Source organism: Rhodococcus sp. 114MFTsu3.1, assembly GCF_000383555.1.
GTDB lineage: Bacteria > Actinomycetota > Actinomycetes > Mycobacteriales > Mycobacteriaceae > Rhodococcoides > Rhodococcoides fascians_E.
Map to the genome: position 1 here is coordinate 1 of NZ_KB911549.1, position 16736 is coordinate 16736.

The 16736-nt window shown below is 64.6% G+C and carries 18 protein-coding genes and 1 tRNA gene; 9 read left to right on the plus strand and 10 right to left on the minus strand.

All coding sequences use genetic code 11. From position 1 onward, the window contains the following. The 4 genes from H292_RS27110 to H292_RS0111980 form a co-directional block, all read left to right on the plus strand. On the plus strand, window positions 1-375 hold a 375-nt coding region (locus tag H292_RS27110), incomplete at its 5' end, for an aldehyde dehydrogenase family protein (RefSeq protein WP_020111570.1). Between the two features lie 155 nt (window positions 376-530). Continuing rightward, on the plus strand, window positions 531-1688 hold the full coding sequence (locus H292_RS0111970; RefSeq protein WP_020111571.1) for an iron-containing alcohol dehydrogenase: 1158 nt from the start codon (window positions 531-533) through the stop codon (window positions 1686-1688). A gap of 114 nt (window positions 1689-1802) precedes the next feature. Beyond that, window positions 1803-2405 carry a superoxide dismutase gene (locus tag H292_RS0111975; protein ID WP_033190626.1) on the plus strand — a complete coding sequence of 201 codons (603 nt, stop codon included), beginning with the start codon at window positions 1803-1805 and terminating at the stop codon, window positions 2403-2405. Window positions 2406-2459: 54 nt separating this feature from the next. After that, window positions 2460-3395: an NAD(P)/FAD-dependent oxidoreductase gene (locus tag H292_RS0111980; protein ID WP_020111573.1), complete on the plus strand. Its 936-nt coding sequence runs from the start codon at window positions 2460-2462 to the stop codon at window positions 3393-3395. Here the strand turns inward: H292_RS0111980 and H292_RS0111985 are convergent. The 6 genes from H292_RS0111985 to H292_RS0112010 all read right to left on the minus strand — a co-directional run bounded on the left by H292_RS0111985 (window position 3392) and on the right by H292_RS0112010 (window position 9489). Next, window positions 3392-4183 carry an MHYT domain-containing protein gene (locus tag H292_RS0111985; protein WP_020111574.1) on the minus strand — a complete coding sequence of 264 codons (792 nt, stop codon included), beginning with the start codon at window positions 4181-4183 and terminating at the stop codon, window positions 3392-3394. The genes H292_RS0111980 and H292_RS0111985 overlap by 4 nt on opposite strands. A gap of 10 nt (window positions 4184-4193) precedes the next feature. Beyond that, window positions 4194-4778: a GTP-binding protein gene (locus tag H292_RS0111990; protein WP_020111575.1), complete on the minus strand. Its 585-nt coding sequence runs from the start codon at window positions 4776-4778 to the stop codon at window positions 4194-4196. Next, entirely contained in the window at window positions 4759-5136 is a 378-nt protein-coding gene (locus H292_RS0111995) for a DUF742 domain-containing protein (protein WP_051127756.1), read from the minus strand. Before H292_RS0111995 ends, H292_RS0111990 begins: the two co-directional genes overlap by 20 nt. Before the next feature lie 120 nt (window positions 5137-5256). Further along, window positions 5257-5670 carry a roadblock/LC7 domain-containing protein gene (locus tag H292_RS0112000; protein ID WP_019667414.1) on the minus strand — a complete coding sequence of 138 codons (414 nt, stop codon included), beginning with the start codon at window positions 5668-5670 and terminating at the stop codon, window positions 5257-5259. Continuing rightward, window positions 5667-8360, minus strand: a complete 2694-nt coding sequence (locus tag H292_RS0112005) for a sensor histidine kinase (protein WP_231383826.1) — start codon at window positions 8358-8360, stop codon at window positions 5667-5669. The genes H292_RS0112000 and H292_RS0112005 overlap by 4 nt, the downstream gene beginning before the upstream one ends. Before the next feature lie 265 nt (window positions 8361-8625). Further along, a complete protein-coding gene (locus H292_RS0112010) occupies window positions 8626-9489 on the minus strand; it encodes a LysR family transcriptional regulator ArgP (RefSeq protein WP_019667416.1) in 864 nt (287 codons plus the stop codon). Window positions 9490-9558: 69 nt separating this feature from the next. On the opposite strand from H292_RS0112010, the gene H292_RS0112015 reads away from it, so the two are divergent. The 3 genes from H292_RS0112015 to H292_RS0112025 are packed head-to-tail and all read left to right on the plus strand — an operon-like array spanning window position 9559 to window position 11072. Then, entirely contained in the window at window positions 9559-10182 is a 624-nt protein-coding gene (locus tag H292_RS0112015) for a LysE/ArgO family amino acid transporter (protein WP_020111578.1), read from the plus strand. 30 nt (window positions 10183-10212) lie between these two features. Next, window positions 10213-10662, plus strand: a complete 450-nt coding sequence (locus H292_RS0112020) for a MarR family winged helix-turn-helix transcriptional regulator (RefSeq protein WP_020111579.1) — start codon at window positions 10213-10215, stop codon at window positions 10660-10662. Then, a complete protein-coding gene (locus H292_RS0112025) occupies window positions 10659-11072 on the plus strand; it encodes a DUF5313 family protein (RefSeq protein WP_019667419.1) in 414 nt (137 codons plus the stop codon). The genes H292_RS0112020 and H292_RS0112025 overlap by 4 nt, the downstream gene beginning before the upstream one ends. On the opposite strand, the gene H292_RS0112030 is transcribed toward H292_RS0112025, so the two are convergent. Then, window positions 11038-11697 carry a TetR/AcrR family transcriptional regulator gene (locus H292_RS0112030; RefSeq protein WP_019667420.1) on the minus strand — a complete coding sequence of 220 codons (660 nt, stop codon included), beginning with the start codon at window positions 11695-11697 and terminating at the stop codon, window positions 11038-11040. The two genes, H292_RS0112025 and H292_RS0112030, sit on opposite strands and share 35 nt — an antisense overlap. A gap of 66 nt (window positions 11698-11763) precedes the next feature. Between H292_RS0112030 and H292_RS0112035 the strand changes: the two genes are divergently transcribed. Next, window positions 11764-12381, plus strand: a complete 618-nt coding sequence (locus H292_RS0112035) for a TetR/AcrR family transcriptional regulator (protein WP_020111580.1) — start codon at window positions 11764-11766, stop codon at window positions 12379-12381. A 114-nt stretch (window positions 12382-12495) separates the two neighbouring features. Here H292_RS0112035 and H292_RS0112040 read toward each other — a convergent pair. From H292_RS0112040 to H292_RS0112050, 3 genes are all read right to left on the minus strand, one after another. Beyond that, a tRNA-Val gene (locus H292_RS0112040) sits at window positions 12496-12570 on the minus strand. Between the two features lie 119 nt (window positions 12571-12689). Further along, on the minus strand, window positions 12690-13154 hold the full coding sequence (locus H292_RS0112045; RefSeq protein ID WP_019667426.1) for a peroxiredoxin: 465 nt from the start codon (window positions 13152-13154) through the stop codon (window positions 12690-12692). Between the two features lie 28 nt (window positions 13155-13182). Then, on the minus strand, window positions 13183-13605 hold the full coding sequence (locus H292_RS0112050) for a DUF3052 domain-containing protein (RefSeq protein ID WP_026348189.1): 423 nt from the start codon (window positions 13603-13605) through the stop codon (window positions 13183-13185). Between the two features lie 321 nt (window positions 13606-13926). Between H292_RS0112050 and aceE the strand changes: the two genes are divergently transcribed. Beyond that, window positions 13927-16695, plus strand: coding sequence for a pyruvate dehydrogenase (acetyl-transferring), homodimeric type (gene aceE, locus H292_RS0112055; protein ID WP_230594158.1), 2769 nt, complete (start codon window positions 13927-13929; stop codon window positions 16693-16695). The last annotated feature ends 41 nt before the right edge of the window (window positions 16696-16736 follow it).

Below are 16736 nucleotides of genomic sequence, written 5' to 3' on the forward strand. Positions count from 1 at the left end.
ACCGACATGTCCATCTACACCGACGAAATCTTCGGACCCGTCCTCTCCGTCGTCCGCGTCGACACCTACGACCAAGCCCTCGAACTGATCAACAACAACCCCTACGGCAACGGCACCGCCATCTTCACCAACGACGGCGGCGCAGCACGACGCTTCCAGAACGAAGTCGAAGTAGGCATGATCGGCATCAACGTCCCCATCCCCGTCCCCATGGCCTACTACAGCTTCGGCGGCTGGAAAAACTCGCTGTTCGGCGACACCCACGCCCACGGCACCGAAGGAATCCACTTCTTCACCCGCGGCAAAGCCGTCACCTCCCGCTGGCTCGACCCCAGCCACGGCGGCATCAACCTCGGATTCCCCGAAAACAACTAGACCCCACGTGAGTGGAAATGTAGGCCAGGGCTCAGGAGCGAAGCCCGCGAAGCGACCAGCGGCACCTACATTTCCACTCACGACGGGGGTCAGGCCGCGTCGGTGGCCGATAGTGTGCAGGTAAGTGCGCTGACGTATCTACAAAGGAGTAGTACATGGTTGCCAACATCTCGTTCCCGCGTTTTCTCAAGCTCGGGCCAGGAGCCGTGGAGAGCCTCGGTGACGTGCTGACCGACTTGAACGTGCATCGGCCCCTGCTCGTCACCGATGCGTTCATGGTGAGCAACGGCTCCGCGGAACGGCTTCTGAAGATCATTGCCGGAGCAGGCAAAGAGGGTGCACTGTTCTCCGGCACGGTCCCGGACCCCACCACCGAGTCCTTGCACGCGGGCTTGGACGCAGCGGCAGCGCACGACGCAGATGCTGTCATCGGGTTCGGCGGTGGCAGCCCGATGGACACGGCCAAAGCCCTCGCGGTGCTGTCGAAGCAGGGCGGCGAGATGCGCGATTACAAGGCGCCACGCCAGTACACCGGGCCTGCGTTACCCATCATCGCGATCCCGACGACCGCCGGAAGCGGTTCGGAGGCAACGCAGTTCACGATCATCACGGACGTCACGTCGGACGAGAAGATGTTGTGTCCCGGCCTGTCGTTTCTTCCCATAGCGTCGATCGTGGATTCCGAGTTGACTGCATCCATGCCGCCCCGCTTGACGGCGGACACCGGCGTCGACGCGTTGACCCACGCGATCGAGGCCTATGTGAGCAAGAAAGCCAACCCGATCTCCGACGGACTCGCTTTGTCCGCGATGCGGACCATCGGCCGGTTTCTGTTGCGCGCGTACCGGGATGGCTCCGACACCGAAGCGCGCGAGGCAATGATGCATGCGTCGACTCAGGCGGGTATGGCGTTCTCCAACGCCAGTGTCTGTCTGGTTCACGGTATGAGCCGTCCGATCGGAGCGCACTTCCATGTCGCACACGGCCTGTCGAACGCGATGTTGCTCACCGCCGTCACTGCGTTCTCCATCCCCGGGGCTCGCGACCGGTACGCCGAGTGCGCTCGCCAGCTCGGGGCGGCCGAACGCACGGATTCCGACGACATCGCGTCCGCGCGGCTGATCGAGTTCATCGACACTCTGTGCGCCGACGTGGAGGTTCCACGCCCGAGCACCTACGGTATCGACGAAGCCAAGTGGGACAGTCTGATTCCGCTCATGGCGGAGCAGGCATTGGCGTCGGGATCGCCGGGCAACAACCCCGTCGTGCCGACGGCCGACGAGATCGCAGATCTGTATCGCACCGTGTTCTGACCGCTCACGGCCACAGCCCACGCGCACAACCAGTACGGCGCTGGGCTTGACCTCGAGTGCGGTCGAGGTTCGAGGATGGTCATGTACCGATCGAACAGACCCGAAAGCGAGATCATGACCACCGACAAGTACGTACTACCCGAACTGTCGTACGACTACGCTGCCCTCGAACCGCACCTCAGCGGCGAGATCATGGAGCTTCATCATTCGAAGCACCATGCGGCCTACGTCGCGGGCGCGAACACCGCACTCGAACAGCTTGCGGCTGCACGTGAATCCGACGATCATTCACGGATCTTCCTGCACGAGAAGAATCTTGCGTTCCATCTGGGCGGGCATCGCAATCACAGTCAGTTCTGGACCAACATCTCCCCGGACGGTGGTGACAAGCCGGTCGGCGAACTCGCAGCCGCCATCGACGATCAGTTCGGGTCGTTCGACAAGTTCCGTGCACAGTTCACCGCTGCGGCGAACGGACTTCAGGGTTCCGGCTGGGCTGTTCTCGGCTGGGACGAACTGGGGCGGAGACTGCTCACTTTCCAACTCTACGACCAGCAGGCAAACGTCCCTGTCGGGATCACTCCCCTACTGCTGTTGGACATGTGGGAGCACGCGTTCTATCTCCAGTACAAGAACGTCAAGGCGGATTACGTCACGGCGTTCTGGAACCTGGTCGACTGGGCGGACGTCGCACGTCGTGGACCGTGGAACGACTAGTGTCTCGCGTATGAGGATTTCGGGACGGCGCTCGGTGTCGACGACGAGCCGATCGTGAGCACCGGGCGAACTCCGGTCACCATCGTCGGCGCGGGAATGGCCGGCGCCGCATGCGCGGTCGCGCTCAGGGACGGCGGCGTCGAGTGTCGTCTCGTCGATCGCGGCCGTGCGGTGGGCGGGCGGATGGCGTCTCCGCAACTGCACGGTCGCCGTGTGGACATCGGCGCGGGCTATTTCACCGTCCGCGACGACGGTTTCGCCGAGCTGGTCGAGGCGTGGGAAGCAGCCGGTCTGGCCAGGCCGTGGACCGACACGTTCGGAGTACTGGCTCCCGACGCTGACACCACCACCACCACAGGTCCGACGAGGTGGGCAACTCCGGGCGGGCTGCGTTCACTGGTCAGGGACGTGTTGGGCGCCGCCGGCCCGGGCGAGATCAAGGCCGAATCCACCGAGCTCACCACACTTCCCGACGGCATCGTCGTGTTGGCGATGCCGGATCCGCAGGCATCGAGACTCGCCGACGTGCCGGACCCGGTGAGCTACGACGCGGCTCTCACCCTGGTCGCCGGGTTCGAGAACATGCCGTTGCCGTTCGAGAAAGCAGCGTTCGTCAATGCGCATCCCGTGATCGAGTTCCTCGCCGACGACGGAGCGCGGCGGGGCGATTCGGCGCCGGTACTCGTCGCGCACACCACGGCGGAGTTCGCCCGTGCGCATCTGAGTGACCCGGACTCGGCGGTGGCGCAGACTGTGGCGGCGGTTCGATCTGTGACCGGGCTGCCGGCACCGTCGTGGACGCACGTTCATCGGTGGACCTTCGCGAAGCCGGCGCAGGCACACGACTCGACTTTCGGTTCGGTCGATCTCGCGAACGGAACCGTGTACTTCGCGGGCGATCAGTGGAGTCCGTCGGCGCCGCCTCGTGTCGAGAGTGCGTGGAGGTCGGGTACGGACGCGGGCCGCGCGATCTGCGCCAGGTTGTCCTAGCTCACGCGAGAGGCCGCATGCGGCTGGTCGAGCTGCATCGATTCGATGTCGTCGTCTTCGTCGTCGGTGAGGGTGAACAGCGCAGCGATCGGTGCCGCGAGCGCCAGGAGTCCGATGACGAAGACCGGGAACAGGAATCCGAACACTTCGAGCCCCGCGGGTACAGGTGCGTCCGGGTCGACGGTGACGCGCATGGCGGCCATTCCGGTGTAGTGCATTCCGACGACGGCGACGCCCATGACGAGACCTGCGGCCAACAACAACATCGGTTTCTGCAGGACCAGGGTGAACCACAGGGACAATGTGCCTGCGACGACGGCGATGGCCACGGAGACAGCAACGAGAGTCGTGTCGTAGGACACCGCGCCCTGGATACGGACCGCGTTCATTCCGGTGTAATGCATGACGTTGACGGCGATTCCCATCACGACGCCACCGACGAGGAGCGTCCAGATGTTGACCTTGCGGCCGATGATGAGCAGTCCGACGAGGGTCGCTCCGATCGCCAGCAACGCCGAGACGACGGTCCACAGAAGGTCGTACCGTGCGACGCTGCCGGTCACGGTGAATCCGAGCATGGCGATGAAATGCATCAACCAGATACCGATGCCCCCGATCGAGACCGCCGCCATCGCCAACCATCCGAATCGAGCACGTGGTGACGAGACGACCGCGGATTGCCTGGTGCAGGCGAGGCCGACGACACAGCCCACGACGGACACCCCGTAGGCGAGGAACACGAGCCAGATGCCCATCGAGAAATGCTGCATCTCGTGTGAATGATCCATGGTGCTGCTCCTAGGTTGCCGAGTGCACGCGGTCGAGGGCGTACTCGGTGAGGATGATGAGGGCGCCGCGTACGGAATCCGCGCGTCGCGCATCGACTTTGACTATCGGCACGAACGGGGCGATCGCGAGCGCTTCGCGGATGTCGTCGATCTCGAAACGCTGCGCACCGTCGAACTCGTTGACGGCGACGACGAAGGGAAGTCCACGAGCTTCGAAGTAGTCGATCGCCGCGAAGCAGTCGTCGAGACGACGCGTGTCGATGAGGACGATCGAACCGATGGCTCCGCGAACCAGGTCGTCCCACATGAACCAGAATCGCCGCTGGCCCGGAGTACCGAACAGGTAGAGCACCAGGTCGTCGGAGAGTGTGATTCTGCCGAAGTCCATGGCAACGGTCGTGGTCGATTTACTGCCCGCGGAGTCCAGTTCGTCGATTCCTTCGGATTCGTCGGTGATCATCGCTTCGGTTCGGAGCGGCACGATCTCCGACACCGCGCCGACGAGTGTCGTCTTGCCGACACCGAATCCACCTGCGACGACGATCTTCGTCGAAGCCGCTGTCCGACCTCTCGTGTCAGAGTGCGCGTAGTCCACGAAGTGTCCTTCCGATGAGTTCGCGGCGCTCGGCCGCGGTGGCGTCGTCGTCGAGAGTCGCCGACACACGCAATGTTCCAGATTCGACGAGGTCGCCGACGAGTACGCGGGCGACACCGAGGGGCAGGCTCAGGCGCGCGGAGATCTCGGCCACGGACGGGCTCTCCGTGCACAGCGCGACGATTTTCGATCTCATGTCGCTGGGCGGCCACATACTCGTCACGACCGGGGAGACGGTGTGCACGGGAGCTTCGAGAGGAAGGTAGACCTCGGATCGGGTTCGGCCCGCGGTGAGGGTGTACGGCCTCACCAGATTGGGAGTTGGTGCCGCGGCGTCGAACTCGTCCGAATCGTCCACGTTCACAGGAGCTTCGGGTGCAGACTCGTCGGTCGACTCGGATGCGCCCGATCGATCGGGTGAGGCGACCTCGACCAGCGCGTCGTCTACTTCAGGTATTTCCGACGGTGCCACCGTGCATCACCGATCTCGTATCCGCGCGGCCGGCTGCACCATACTGCCCACACGATCGACCAGCACGGCCATCTCGTAACCGACTTGGCCGATGTCGCACGATGCCGCCGTCAGTGCGGCTAGGTGCGATCCATCGCCGACGCTCATCAGCAGCAGATACCCGTTCTCCATCTCGACGATGGATTGGAGTACCGGACCACCGTCGAACAGTCGCGCTGCGCCGGAGGACAGGCTCGCCAGCCCGGACGTCACCGCGGCCAGCTGCTCGGCGCGTTCGCGAGGAAGTTGTTCGCTGGTGGCCATCAGCAACCCGTCCGCCGAGACCAGGACGGAGTGCGCGACTCCGACGATGTCGCGTGCGAAGTTCGACACGAGCCAGTCCAGGGACCGATCGGGGGTCGACGCGATGGGGTGGTTCATTCGCCTTCTTCCGTTCTGTGTCGGCCGGTGACGTCTTCGGCGCGCCCGGTGCGGACACCGGTGAAGTGACTGGTGAGTTTCTCGCGTACGGCGTCGGGTGACCGTGTGCGCGACGACGTCGGCGCGTCGTCACGGCTGTGCGTCGGGGTTCGTCCGGTGTCCACGGCGCCCGGGACCAGGCGGGCACCTGGCTTACGCAGCGGCAGCCCGGAGTCCGTTCTGGTGCGTGCGCGTGCGTCGTCGGCGTTCTCGGCGGCGGCCCAGCCTGCGTCCGCCGGTGACGACCAGGTGCGCGAACGGCCTTGTCCGGTAGCAGGGTCGACGAGCCACTCGGAGACCATTCGCTGGTAGATCGGCATCGCCTGGGTCGGCGGTGCCAGCGGATCCGGCGGTGGTGGGGGCGCATCCTCGGTACCCTGTGCGGTGTCGTTCTTCGCCGCGAGTGCCGCCGGGCGGGCGCCGAAGAACGACGAAGTGTCCGAGGTCCGTCTGACGGCTGCCATGTCGCCGGACGGGGCCGATTCTGCTCTGCCGGACGACAGGGCGATGTGTTCGTCGACGCCGCTCGCGCCTGGACGACGCCGGGGCAGCGATGCGGAGGTGACGTCCTTGGTGTCGGAACGACCGTTCCGCGTCTGGGCGACGTATCCGTTCTGCTCGGCAGGCGCCTGTGCGTCGGCACCTGGGGACGGCACTCCGGCCGTCGCGAGTCCGTCGAGCGCCATGAGCGACACCGGACCCGTGCGCTCCGTGGCGGTTTCGGCGTCCGTCGCGGTGTTCGGAGGTGCCCCGTTGCGCGGTGGCAGCGCAGATGCCGATCGACCGGCCGACAGATCCCTGCGGTTGGCGCGGACGTTCTCGGCCGTCGGGAATGCCGTCACGACGAGTGACACGGGGATGTGAACGCTGACGGTCACTCCCGACGCTCCTCCCTGCACCTGTGTCGCGCGTAGTCGTACCGTCACTCCGTGGCGCTGGGCGAGACGTCCGACCACGAACAGGCCCATTCGACGCGCAGTTTCGGGCGTGACTTCGCCGCCGGCAGAGAGACGTTCGTTGGTTTCGTCGATGTCCGCTGCAGGCATTCCCAGCCCGCGGTCGGCTACTTCGAGCAGGATTCCGCCTTCGACTGCGCGCGCGGCGGTGACGGCGACGGCACTGTCGGGCGGTGAGTAGCGCAGCGCGTTGTCGATCAACTCGGCGACCAGGTGCACGATGTCGGCTGCTGCTGCCGCGGTCAGTGCGGCTTCCGGCACGTCGAGCATGAGCACGCGGCGGTAGTCCTCGACCTCCGACACGGCCGCGCTCATCACTGCGTCGAGTGCGACGGGGCGGTCACCCTGTGCGCGGCGCGACGGGGTGCCTGCCAGCACCATGAGGTTGGCACCGTTTCGGCGCATCCGGGTGGCCAGGTGGTCGAGGCGGAAGAGACTGTCGAGGCGGCGCGGATCGTCCTCGTCGCGTTCCAGCTCTTCGATCAAGGCCAGTTGCTGATCGACGAGCGATCGGCTTCGGCGAGAGAGCGTTTCGAACATGTTGCCGACCTGCACTCGAAGTCGCGCCTGTTCGCCGGCGAGCTGCAGCGCTTCCTCGTGGATGGCGTCGACTGCGCGGGCAAGCTGCCCGATCTCCTCCTGTGTGTGGACGGGGATCGGCACGATCTCCGGGGTGTGTCCACCGGATCTGATCCTTTCGATCTCAGCCGGGAGCGCGCGTCGAGCGACACCGAGAGCGCCCAACCGGAGCCTGCGGATGGGGCGGACGAGAGAGCGAGCGACGATCAGCGCGAGCACGAGCGCGGTGAGGACCGAGCCGAGTACGAGGGCAGTGTCGCGCAGCGCCACCGATCGACTCTCGGTGGCCTCGGATGTCAGTGTCTCGACGAGGCGGCCTGCGTAGCGGTCCGCGATGGAGGTGTAGATGTCGGTGGACCGTCCGGCCGAGAGGAACGGATTGGTGGGTCCACCGCTTGCGGCCGCAGAGTACATTCCGAGCCTGGTGTCGAATTGTGCCTGCAGCGCTTGCACTTCGGCGGACTCCGGACCGAGCACGGTCGAGAGTGCCGCGATGTCGGCGGCCTCACTGCCCGCGGCCCGGTTGACCTCGTCGAGAATCGTGACGTCGGGGGTGGAGACGAGTAGCTGCTGGGTCTGCGCGGCGCGACGGCCGGACATGGCGTCGACGATCGTGGACGTGAGGGTTCGAGGCTCGGCGCTCTCGACGGACAGGCCGTCGGCGATCAGCTCTGCAATCGATTCGGTGACGGCCGATGCGACACCGACGCGCTCGACGGGGGCTACCGGGCCTTGCCGCAGCCTGTCGCTCAGTTGCTCCGCGCCGGAGACGGCGCTCTCGAAGTCGACGAGGGCGCCTGCCTCGGGGCCTCCGCCATCCTGGTCACCGCTGGTTCCGAGTGCGTCGCGCACGGCGGTGAGACCGGATTGCACTTCCTCGCCCGAGCCCGGCACACCGCTCAGCGCGAGATCTCCGACTGCCCGGTCGAGGGCGAGGAGTGGCGCCACGATTCGTGAATTGTCTGCAGCGGCAGACAGATCGGCTGCGGCGGACAGTTCGGTCTGGATGCGCAGGGCTCCGAAACCCATTGCGAGGATCAACGGCAGCGCGACGACGGCCGCGACCTTGGCCCGAACGGGCCATGCCGAGAGCGACCACGTGCGCTCGGTGGGCACCGTGTTCGGTGGTTCGGTTCCTATTTCGACCACTAGCCGGACTCGCTTCGACTCTGCCAAGGGGCGGGCGGGGACAAGGGCGGGCTGACAGCTCCCGTGAACACAGACCCGTCCGTGCAGGCTGTGAATAACAACAAACCGCACGGACTTATTCTGTCCCGAGAACATATACCAAGATCCTGTTTCAGGAAAGATTTACGACTTGATGACTTTTTGAGCGTTCTTTGCTGATGAACACGCCTCCTCCCGCGTCCAGTCCGGGCGGTCAGTCCAGCGAACTTGCCGCCGCGACGGCGATCACCGACGCCAACTCGGCCAAAGCGGCCGTTTTCAACGTCCACTGCTGCCAGTAGAGCGTGACGTCGACGCCGGTGCCCGGCGCGAGGTCGACGACGTCCACTCCTGTGCGCATTCTGTCGATCTGCTGTCGGGGCAGGACGGCCCAGCCCATTCCGAGCCTCACCGCTTCGGCGAAGTCGGCCGACGACGGCACGAAGTGCGTGGGACCTGCACGCCTCGTCACACCCCACTGTTCGAGATATCGGTGTTGTAGATCATCGGAGCGGTCGAACACGATCATCGGAGCACGGGACAATGCGTCGCCCGACGGTCCGTCGCGAAACCATGTGTCCCGGAACTCCGGCGAGCACATCGGCCGATACTTCATCACCCCGAGTCGGGTCACGGAGCACCCCTGGACGGCATCCGCCGACGTGGTGACCGCCGCCACGACAACTCCCTGACGTAGCAATTCCGCGGAGTGATCCTGGTCTTCTCTCTTGATGTCGAACTCCATGCGGTGCGACAGCTGTGCCACTGCAGGAAGAACCCAAGTGTTGAGCGAGTCACCGTTCACGGCAATCGGTACCGACGCGGGCGCGCCTGGAGTCAGCTCTGCGACGAGCGTTCCTATTTGCTGCGCCAGCCGCAGGTAGGGCATCCCCGCCTCGGTGATCCGGGCCGGCTTGGAGCGGTGAACCAGCACCGTCCCCACCGATGTCTCCAACGCTTTGATCCGTTGACTGACCGCCGAAGGAGTGATGTGCAATTGCGTGGCTGCGGAATCGAACGAGCCCTCGGAGACGACGGAGGCGAGAGCGTGAAGCTGCGACAGGTCGGGTTCGCGCATAAGTAATACTAATCATGGTGAAGATATATTCGCTGTACTTCAGATCTGACCGTTCTTAATCTTTGCTTCATGACGTGCGCACTCGGTCCTACCCTCGCGGGCCTGGCTTTCGGCCTGTCGCTCATCGTGGCCATCGGAGCTCAGAACGCGTTCGTTCTGAGGCAGGGGATCGCGCGGACGCACGTGCTTCCCGTCGTCGCGGTCTGCGCGGCGTCGGACATCGTCCTCATCGCGGCCGGCGTGGCCGGGGCAGGTTTCCTCGTCGACAACTCCCCCTCCTTGATGACGATCGCCTATTGGGGCGGCGCTGCGTTCCTTCTCGGATACGGCGCATTGTCGATGCGTCGCGCTCTGCGCCCGTCCGCCATGTCCGCGGATCGTGCGTCGCAACCGGCCAGGATCGGCACCGTCCTCGCTACAGCGGTGGCGCTGACCTGGCTGAATCCGCACGTGTACCTGGATACGGTGGTCCTCCTCGGATCAGTGGCGGCAACGTACGACACCGCGCGAATCTGGTTCGGAATCGGTGCGTGTACCGCCAGCGTCCTGTGGTTCACCGCGCTCGGATACGGTGCCCGCCTTCTGCAACCGGCATTTGCGAAACCGATGGCCTGGCGGGTCCTCGACGGCGCGATCGCAGCGTTCATGGTCGCTCTGGGCTCGACGTTGGCAGTACAAGCAGTAAATAGTTAGTGCACTAACCATTCGTGTACTATCAAAAGCGTGTCCGACGACGATCCACTCGCTCTCGACAGGCAGGTCTGTTTCGCACTGGCGGTTGCCAACCGAGCCGTTCTCGCCGTCTACCGGCCCCTCCTGGAGCCGATGGGGCTCACTCATCCTCAGTACTTGGTCATGCTGGCGCTCTGGGAGTCCTCGCCGCGGTCGGTGAAAGAAATCGCAGCGGCATTGCAACTGGACTCCCCCACCCTGTCCCCGTTGCTCAAACGGCTGGAGGCAGCCGGTCTCCTCGTTCGAACCCGCAGCCGTAGCGACGAGCGTCAGCTCGCCGTCGAGTTGACCGCAGACGGTGCCGAACTGAGGACGCAGGCGGAGAACATTCCCCCTGCCGTCGTCGAACGACTCGGAGTGGAGATCACCGAACTCGAAGAACTTCGCACGGTGCTCGGGCGCATCAACCGAGCCGCTATCGATGCAGGGGCGCTGCAATGAGCACGACACCACGAACACGACCGAACTTTCTGCAGTGGCTCGGCTACGTGGCCGGGCGCAGGCTTCCGATGTCCATGCAGGATTGGGTCCGCAACGACCTGATCGGGCGAGGGGCCGTTCCGAGACACCTTCTCCGATCCATGATTCCGTTCCTCCCGATCTTCATCGGGTTCTTCGTGCTGTTTCCCGGCGCACTGTGGTTGCGCGGAGCGATGGTGTTGCTGAGCGTGCTGCTCGCACTCTTCTACACCGTGGCGTTCATGGAGCTCAACCGCGCCCGCCGGCTCGAATTACACGGTCTCCCATCGAATCTCCAGAGCGATCGCAAGACGGCGGCACTCGAGGACGAGCGCGTTCGATACGAGCGCCTGCACCTCAGGAATCGTCAGCCGCCCCCGCGCCGACGATGATGCGTTGGCCGACCGTCACCACGGCACGGCTCAAACTCTTGGATGCGTGCTTGCTCAACGGACCTTCGTCCATGCGGAGGGCGTGCACGATCATCAGCAGTTCGATGAGCGTGCGAGTGGACAGGGTATGCGTGGCATGCTGACTCGCGGCAGCGCGCCGGCTCAGTGGTGTGGGGCTGGGCGGCAGGTACTCGAACGCGCGTTGCACGTGAGCTTCCTCGAACTCACGTCGTAGCACCGACGCCTCAGCCGTGGCACCGGGCAGATGGTAGTGCAGCAGGCGTGACTCGTCGGGATGCGACTCGACCCATTTCCACACGGCGAGGATCACGGCCTCGAGCGACGGATCGTCGTCGCCTTCCTGGGCACGAACCTGGGCTACGACAGCGTCGACCATGTCGAGCACCTGCCGCATGGCCAGCTCGAACAGCTCGTCCTTACCCGCGAAGTGGTAGTAGACGGCCGATGGAACGACGTCTGCTTCGAGCGCGACGTCCTGAATACTCGCGTCCGAGAAGCTCTTTGCTGCGAAGACTTTGATTGCCGCCGACACGATCTCGTGCCGCCTCGATGGTCTGTGCGGTGATTTCTTGCCCATGCCGACGCCCGCCCCCTTCTCGCTCACCTGGAAGTCTCACCTCTCGTTCGCCGAAGCACTAGTGTTGCATGACCCCGTTACAGAGGAGATCGAATGTCGGCAACAGTCAAGCGGCCCGCTCACCGTCCGTCGCGGCGGGGCGTCATAGTCTCCACCGCTTTCGAACTGTTCGCCGCTCGACCCGCTGATTCGATCACTGTCGCCGACATCGCGGCCGCCGCCGACATGACATCTGCGGCCATCTACTACCACTACCCCTCCCGTGAGGAGATTCTTCTCGAGGGTCTGCGGGAGTTCGCCGCCGACTACGTGAACGAAGTGGAACGCATTGCAACGGAGGTCGTTGTTCCCGAGCGGCAAATGGGAGCACTCGTCGCGCCGTTCGTGAAGTGGCTCGGCGACAACCGAACAGCCGCAACGGTGTATTTCGTCGCCTCCCGCGGCGCGAGCCAGCAAGTGGAGGCGATTCGGCGCGAGAACGCGCTCGTTCTGATTCCCGTCCTGGCGGCAGCCGCGAAGAAGGTCAGAGGGAAGGTGCCGGCTGCGGAAGCCGGAGTCATCGCGGTGGCGACGATCTCCGAGATCGAGATTTTCGCGTCGGCGTTCCTGTCCGACGACCGATCCTTCACGACCCTGGGGCGCCGCCGTTTCATCGAAGAGGGTGCGCGTCTGGCGGACCGCATTGCCGGAACAACGAAGCCGACGGACTGAGGTTCTGCACACAGCACTACTCAGGGCGGTAGGCCTGTAAAGCATTCTGCGGCAGCTCGATTGCCTGCCGACTTGCGCGAGACCGGTCGTCGAACCCAGACGATCGACGAAATGTGGTGGGCGCAGAGGGGTTCGAACCCCCGACCGCTGGTGTGTAAAACCAGAGCTCTACCGCTGAGCTATACGCCCGGATCCCGATGACCGAGGCCACCGGAACACGGAGAAAAACTTATCCTGTCCGCCGGGAATCTACAATTCCGCAGGTCAGCCCACGTGAGTGGAAATGTAGGCCATCGCCTAGTTTCCACTCACGTACGGACTGTGCTGAGAGCTGTTTCCCAAGCGGTCTGGTCACGCGCTTCGCCGGGCTCTTTCATCTCGGCGAAACGAATGATGCCGTCGGTGTCGATGACGAAGGTTCCGCGGTTGGCGAAGCCTGCTTTGTCGTTGAACACCCCGTAGGCCTGTGCGACCGAACCGTGTGGCCAGAAGTCGGACAGCAGGGGAAATGTGTACCCCTGTTCTGCTGCCCAGATCTTGTGCGTCGGCGGTGGACCGACCGAGATGGCAAGGATCGCGGTGTCGTCGTTCTCGAACTTGGGTAGTTCGTCGCGAACCTTGCACAGCTCGCCCTGGCACGTGCCGGTGAAGGCGAGTGGATAGAACACGAGCAGTACGTTCTTGTCGCCTCGGTACGAGGACAACGTCACGTCCTGATTGTTCTGATCCTTGAGGGTGAAGTCCGGCGCCTCCGCGCCCACCTCGAGTGGCATGGAATCAAACTTCCTTGTCGACGGATCGTTAGCGCTTGACCGCGCGAGTCTTCGGCTGCACCAACCTGCTGCCGATCCAGTCACCGAGGTTGGCGGCCGACGTCTGAGTCAGTCCCGCCGTGGGGGCGGACTCGGCGATCTCGCTGGGCTCGACGTGGCCGGGAAGGCCGGTCTTGGGGCTGAGGACCCAGACGAATCCGTCGTCCGACAACGGACCGATGGCGTCCATCAGTGCATCGACCAGATCACCGTCGCCGTCGCGCCACCACAGCAGCACCACGTCGATGACTTCGTCGGAGTCCTCGTCGAGGGTTTCACCGCCGATGGTGTCCTCTACGTCGGCCCGCAGATCGTCGTCTGTGTCCTCGTCCCAGCCCAGCTCCTGAACGACCAAGTCGCGGGTGATTCCAAGTTTCTGAGCGTAGTTCTGAGCGTCCGCCGCGGCGACCACGGTGGTGACCTCCTTGCATAGTGGGTGAAGTAGTGCAAGCGAACAGTGTTTCTCCCGTTCGCGCAAGCTGACCGCGCCGAAATTGCGTACATAAATTTCTACTGGTGGGTATTGGGACTCCGTACTACGTCGGTGAAACATATGTAGGAGGATTGAGCGGAGTCACCGAGAAACCGAGAAGTAGCTCGCCGTCACAGAGCGCGAGTTGCATGGACCGGCCGCCGCACCGAGCGACCGCCACATGGAGGAGTACACACGTTGTCCGAGTTGAACCAGGACGATCGGCAGAGCACACAATCTGCAGGCAAGACGAACGGGCCCATCGGCTCGGAGGGTCGGGTACGCGTCATCCGTGAGGGTGTCGCCTCGTATCTGCCCGACATCGACAACGACGAGACCAACGAATGGATCGAATCGTTCGACGGCCTCCTCGAGCGGTCGGGTCCGAACCGCGCGCGCTACCTGATGCTGCGTCTGCTCGAGCGCGCAGGAGAACGACGTGTTGCGCTGCCGTCCCTGACTTCGACCGATTACGTCAACACCATCCCGACCGAGAACGAGCCGTGGTTCCCCGGTGACGAAGAAGTCGAGCGCCGCTATCGCGCGTGGATCCGCTGGAACGCCGCGATCATGGTGCACCGCGCTCAGCGGCCAGGAGTCGGCGTCGGCGGACACATCTCGACCTACGCGTCCTCGGCCGCTCTGTACGAGGTCGGCTTCAACCACTTCTTCCGCGGCAAGGACCACCCGGGCGGCGGCGACCACATCTTCATCCAGGGCCACGCCTCCCCCGGCATCTACGCCCGCGCGTTCCTCGAGGGTCGTATCCCGGCCGAGCGGATGGACGGATTCCGTCAGGAAGCCAGCCACGAGACGCAGGGTGGCGGACTGCCGTCCTACCCGCATCCGCGTTTGATGCAGGATTTCTGGGAATTCCCGACGGTGTCGATGGGCCTCGGTCCGATGAACGCCATCTACCAGGCGCGTTTCAATCACTACCTGAACGACCGCGGCATCAAGGACACCTCGGACCAGCACGTCTGGGCGTTCCTGGGCGACGGCGAGATGGACGAGCCGGAATCGCGCGGCCTCGCACACGTCGCCGCGACCGAGGGCTTGGACAACCTCACGTTCGTGGTCAACTGCAACCTGCAGCGCCTCGACGGCCCGGTCCGCGGTAACGGCAAGATCATCCAGGAACTGGAGTCGTTCTTCCGCGGCGCAGGCTGGAACGTCATCAAGGTCGTCTGGGGCCGCGAGTGGGATGCGCTGTTGCACGCCGATCGCGACGGCGCCCTGGTCAACCTGATGAACACGACGCCGGACGGCGACTTCCAGACGTACAAGGCCAACGACGGCGGCTACGTGCGCGACCACTTCTTCGGCCGCGACCCGCGGACCAAGGAGCTCGTCAAGGATCTCTCCGACGGCGACATCTGGAACCTCAAGCGCGGCGGTCACGACTACCGCAAGGTCCACGCTGCGTACGCCGCTGCGATGGCACACAAGGGCCAGCCGACGGTCATCCTGGCGCACACCATCAAGGGCTACACGCTCGGCAAGCACTTCGAGGGTCGTAACGCCACGCACCAGATGAAGAAGCTGACGCTCGACGACCTCAAGACCTTCCGCGATCTGCAGCACATCCCGATCTCCGACGAGGAGCTCGAGAAGGATCCGTACATGCCGCCGTACTACCACCCCGGTGCGGATGCTCCCGAGATCCAGTACATGCTCGATCGTCGCAACAAGCTCGGCGGGTTCGTCCCGGAGCGTCGGGTCAGCCCCAAGCCGCTTCCGCAGCCGGGCGATGCCACCTACAAGACGCTGCTCAAGGGCTCCGGCAAGCAGGAAGTCGCCACCACGATGGCGCTCGTGCGCGTCATGAAGGAGCTGCTGCGCGACAAGGAGATCGGCCACCGGATCGTGCCGATCATCCCGGACGAGGCGCGCACGTTCGGTATGGACTCCTGGTTCCCGTCGCTGAAGATCTACAACCGCAACGGCCAGCTGTACACGTCGGTCGACTCGGAACTGATGCTCGCCTACAAGGAGAGCTCGGTCGGTCAGATCCTGCACGAGGGCATCAACGAGGCCGGCTCGACGTCGTCGTTCACGGCGGTCGGAACGTCCTACGCGACGCACGGCGAGGTCATGATCCCGCTGTACATCTTCTACTCGATGTTCGGCTTCCAGCGGACCGGTGACGGCCTGTGGGCAGCGGCGGACCAGATGGCCCGCGGCTTCGTCCTCGGCGCCACTGCGGGACGTACGACGCTCACCGGTGAGGGTCTGCAGCACGCGGACGGTCACTCGCTGCTGTTGGCGTCGACCAACCCGGCCGCGGTCGCCTACGATCCGGCGTTCTCCTTCGAGATCGCGCACATCGTCAAGGACGGTCTGCGACGGATGTACGGCGGCACCGAAGGTGTGGACGGCTTCGGCGGCGAGAACATCTTCTACTACATCACCCTGTACAACGAGCCGTACGTGCAGCCGGCCGAGCCGGAGAACCTCGACGTCGAGGGCCTCCTCAAGGGCATCTACCGGTTCGAGGCTCCGCAGGACGGCGACGGACCCGAGGCACAGCTCCTCGCGTCGGGCGTCGGTCTCGTGTCGGCCCGCAAGGCTCGTGAGCTTCTGCTCGACGAGTGGGGCGTCCGGTCGGCGGTCTGGTCGGTGACGTCGTGGGGCGAGCTCCGCCGCGACGGTGTCGAAGCCGAGCAGGAAGCACTTCGCAATCCCGGTGCGGACAAGCGCGTCCCGTTCGTGACGACGGCTCTGCAGAACGCTGCCGGACCGGTCGTCGCGGCGTCGGATTGGATGCGGGCCGTTCCGGATCAGATCCGCCAGTGGGTTCCGGGCGACTACGTCACCCTCGGAACCGACGGATTCGGATTCTCGGACACGCGTCCCGCGGCTCGACGGGTGTTCAACGTCGACGCCGAGTCGATCGTCGTCGCGACGTTGTCCGCTCTCGCGGCCTCGGGTGAGATCGACAAGTCCAAGGCTGTCGAGGCCGCGGAGAAGTACAAGATCGACGACGTGACGGCGGCTCCCACGTCGTTCGCGGACACCGGCTCGGCGTAACGACCGACCGGAGACCACCAGTGCGCCCGTCCATTCGTACC